This window comes from Rhizobacter sp. P3_B12 (assembly GCF_056402895.1).
The window spans coordinates 1-3280 of record NZ_JBFUGN010000706.1 but is presented as its reverse complement, the minus strand read 5'-3'; the positions used below and the strand labels follow the sequence as shown (position 1 = coordinate 3280).

General features: G+C 72.0%; 4 protein-coding genes. 2 read left to right on the top strand and 2 right to left on the bottom strand.

The window, feature by feature from the left end:
- On the bottom strand, positions 1-984 hold a 984-nt coding region (locus AC1D01_RS26590), incomplete at its 3' end, for a histidine kinase dimerization/phospho-acceptor domain-containing protein (RefSeq protein WP_477871715.1).
- A gap of 4 nt (positions 985-988) precedes the next feature.
- Positions 989-1678 (bottom strand): response regulator transcription factor, encoded by a 690-nt coding sequence (locus tag AC1D01_RS26585; protein WP_477871713.1) that lies wholly within the window; start codon positions 1676-1678, stop codon positions 989-991.
- A gap of 132 nt (positions 1679-1810) precedes the next feature.
- Here AC1D01_RS26585 and AC1D01_RS26580 point away from each other — a divergent pair, with 132 nt between their 5' ends.
- Both AC1D01_RS26580 and AC1D01_RS26575 read left to right on the top strand, forming a co-directional pair.
- Entirely contained in the window at positions 1811-2056 is a 246-nt protein-coding gene (locus AC1D01_RS26580) for a cysteine rich repeat-containing protein (protein WP_477871711.1), read from the top strand.
- A gap of 104 nt (positions 2057-2160) precedes the next feature.
- The coding region (locus tag AC1D01_RS26575) for a M48 family metallopeptidase (protein WP_477871709.1) at positions 2161-3280 on the top strand (1120 nt) is incomplete at its 3' end.

Here is a 3280-nt window from a genome sequence, read left to right as displayed (position 1 = left end):
GGCGATCAGCCGCTCGACGAGCAGCAGGTTGGCGCGGTCGCGTGGCAACGCGGCCGGCGCGACGAGCGAGAGCGCGTCGGCGGGCCGCTCGAAGCCGGCGACGACCTGCAGCGCGACGGCCGCGAGGTCCACCGTCTCGTCGCAGGGCAATTCACCGGCGCGCACGTGGTCGAGGAAGCTCTCGATCAGCCGGTCGGCATCCTGCACGTTGCGCACKATGCTGGCGCGGCGGGCCTGCGTCTCGGGCGTGTCGGGCAGCAGCTCGGCGGCCATGCGGATGYGGCCGAGCGGGCTGCGCAGGTCGTGCGAGACGCCGGCCAGCAGCACGGCCCGTTCGCGCTCGTGCTGCTGCAGGCGGACGAGCAGGTCGCGGTAGGCGACGTCGATCGCGGCCACCTCGGGCGAGGCGGTCGCCGGGGCGGCGGCCGGCGCGGCCTGGCCGGGCTGGTGCGCCTGCATGCGCTCGCGCAACTGCTCGAGCGGGCGCGTCAGGCGCCGCGTGAAGCGCCAGCTGACGCCGGCGACCAGCACGCTCGTGATCAGCAACGCGAGCAAGGTGCGCGCCGACCACGCCGGCACGACCACCTGCCCCGCGACGCCCAGCCATGTCGCAGGCCGGCCCGGAGGTGTCACGTGCAACCACAGCATCGGCTCGCCGCGGCCCGTGCCCAGCCGCACCTCGTCGACCGGCACGTCGCGCACCGCCAGTGCCTGGCGGAGTGCCACGAAGCGCGGCGCGTTGCGCGCGGTGCGCCGGGATTCCGGCGGGGCCGACTCGCGCTGCTGCACGGCGAGCGTCTCCGCCGGCGCCGGCGCGAGCCCGGCGGCCGCCGCCAGGTGCGGCGCCCAGCGCTCCGCGTACAGCACCGCCACCGTCACGTTGCGCTCGATGTAGAACAGCAGCCCGAAGACGAGCGCGAGCGCCGCGACGAGACCCAGCTGCGCGAGCAGCAGCCGGGCGAACAGGCTGTCGAAGCGGCGCACGAGTTCAGCCCCGCGGGACGAAGACGTAGCCTTCGCCGCGGACCGTGTCGATCCATTCGTTGCCCGGCGCGGCCTCGGCCAGCTTGCGCCGCAGCCGCGCGACCTGCACGTCCACCGTGCGGTCCTGCGGCTTGTAGCCGCCGCTCTGCACCGCATCGCTGAGCTGCTCGCGCGTCAGCGGCCGGCCCGGCGTGCGGGCGAGGGCGGTCAGCAGCTTGTACTCGACGCTGGTCAGCGTGATGGTGCCGTTGCCGGCCCGCACCTCGCGCTTCAACAGGTCGATCGTCAAGCCTCCGAAGCGCAGCTGCGGCGCTTCGGCGCGGCCGGGCGCCTGGCGCCGCAGCAGCGCACGCACGCGGGCGACCAGCTCGCGCGGCTCGAACGGCTTCGGCAGGTAGTCGTCGGCGCCGATCTCCAGGCCGAGCACGCGGTCCATCGGATCGCCGCGCGCCGTCAGCATCACGATGCCGAGGCCGGGGTGCGCCGCGCGCCAGCGCCGGCAGACGTCGAAGCCGTTGGCGTCCGGCAGCATCACGTCGAGCAGCACCGCGTCGGGCAACCCTTGCGACAGCGCGCGTTCCCCGTCGCCAGCGGTGAGCACCGCGTGCACCGACCAGCCCTCGCGTTCGAGCAACTCGCACACCATGCCCGACAGCTCGGCATCGTCGTCGACCATCAGGACCAGCGGCTTCATGGCGCARCAGTCTACGGGCCGCGCGCGCATGCGCCGCGAACATTTCAGCGCTGTCGCAAATCGTCATCCGCGCGGCGGGACGAAGCGGGGCTTCAGCGGTTCAATCCGGCCATCCACGCTTCGGAGATTCCCATGAAGACGACCTCGATCCTGCTGTCCTTGTTCATGCTCGCCGGCAGCGCCGTGGCCCGCGATGCCAACCCGACGGCCCAGGCCTGCAAGGCTGACCACGCGAAGTTCTGCAAGTCGACGCAGCCCGGCGGCGGGCGCATCGTCGAGTGCCTGAAATCGCACGAGGCCGAACTCGCACCGGCTTGCAAGTCGGCGCTCGACGCCGCGTTGGCCAAGCGCCAGCCGGCTGCGCCGGGTGCGCACTAACTCACGCGCTGTAATTCGCAGGGCCTGAACGGCCTTGCCCTGCGCGATCCTTCCCCTACCATCCGCGCCAACGGCCGTGAGGGCGGCCGCGAAGGAACGCGGGAATGAGTTCACCGAACAAGGCGCAACCGGCCAAGCTGGTCGCCAGGCTGGCGCGGCCCAGCGCCGCCTACAAGCGCCATGCCTGGCTGGCCGTCGCCGCGCTCGCGGCCTTCATGCTGCTGTACCTCGGCCTCGCCGGCTGGTTCCTGTTCACGGCCTGGCGCCTCACGGTCGGGGCCGACAGCGTGTCCGGCCTGGCGGTCTGGGGCTGGGTGATCGGCGCTTGCGCGGCCTTCCTCGCGGTCTTCATGCTGAAGGCCGTCTTCTTCGTCAAGCACGGCTCGCAGGACAACACCGTCGAGCTCAAGCCGGCCGAGCAGCCGCGCCTGTTCGAGTTCCTGCACAAGCTGGCCGACCGTGCCGGCGCGCCGCGGCCGCACAAGGTGTTCCTGTCGGCGCGGGTCAATGCGGCGGTGTTCTACGACCTGTCGGTGCTGAACCTCGTGCTGCCGTCGCGCAAGAACCTGGAGATCGGGCTCGGCCTGGTCAACGCGCTCACGCTCGGCGAGATGCGCGCGGTGCTCGCGCACGAGTTCGGCCACTTCGCGCAGAAGTCGATGGCAGTGGGGCGCTGGGTCTACATCGCGCAGCAGATCGCCGGCCACCTGGTCGCGCGGCGCGACAAGCTCGACGCGTTCCTGAACGGGCTGTCGCGCTTCGACATCCGCATCGCCTGGGTCGGCTGGGTGCTGGGCGTGATCGTCTGGGCCATCCGCTCGCTGGTCGACAGCGCGTTCTCGGCCGTGCTGCTGGTGCAGCGCGCGCTGTCGCGCGAGATGGAGATGCAGGCCGACCTGGTCGCCGTGTCGCTGACCGGCAGCGACGCGCTGATCCACGCGCTGCACAAGCTGCAGGCGGCCGACGATTCCTGGGACCGCACGCTCGGCTTCATCGGCAGCGAGCACGGCAAGGAGCGCATCACGCGCGATGCCTTCGCGATCCAGTCGCGCGTGATGCAGCGCATGGGCCAGGTGCTCAACGACCCGCAGTACCACCGCGTGCCGCCGCTGCCGGCCGAGAAGCCCCAGCAGCACCGCCTGTTCAAGGCCGAGGTCGCGCAGCCGCCGCGCATGTGGCTGACCCACCCGCTGAACCACGAGCGCGAAGCCAACGCGAAGCGCC

Excerpts from the sequence above, each read along its gene's own strand:
- AC1D01_RS26580 (WP_477871711.1), top strand. The coding sequence starts at position 1,811 with ATGAAGACGACCTCGATCCTGCTGTCCTTGTTCATGCTCGCCGGCAGC.
- AC1D01_RS26585 (WP_477871713.1), bottom strand. The coding sequence starts at position 1,678 with ATGAAGCCGCTGGTCCTGATGGTCGACGACGATGCCGAGCTGTCGGGC.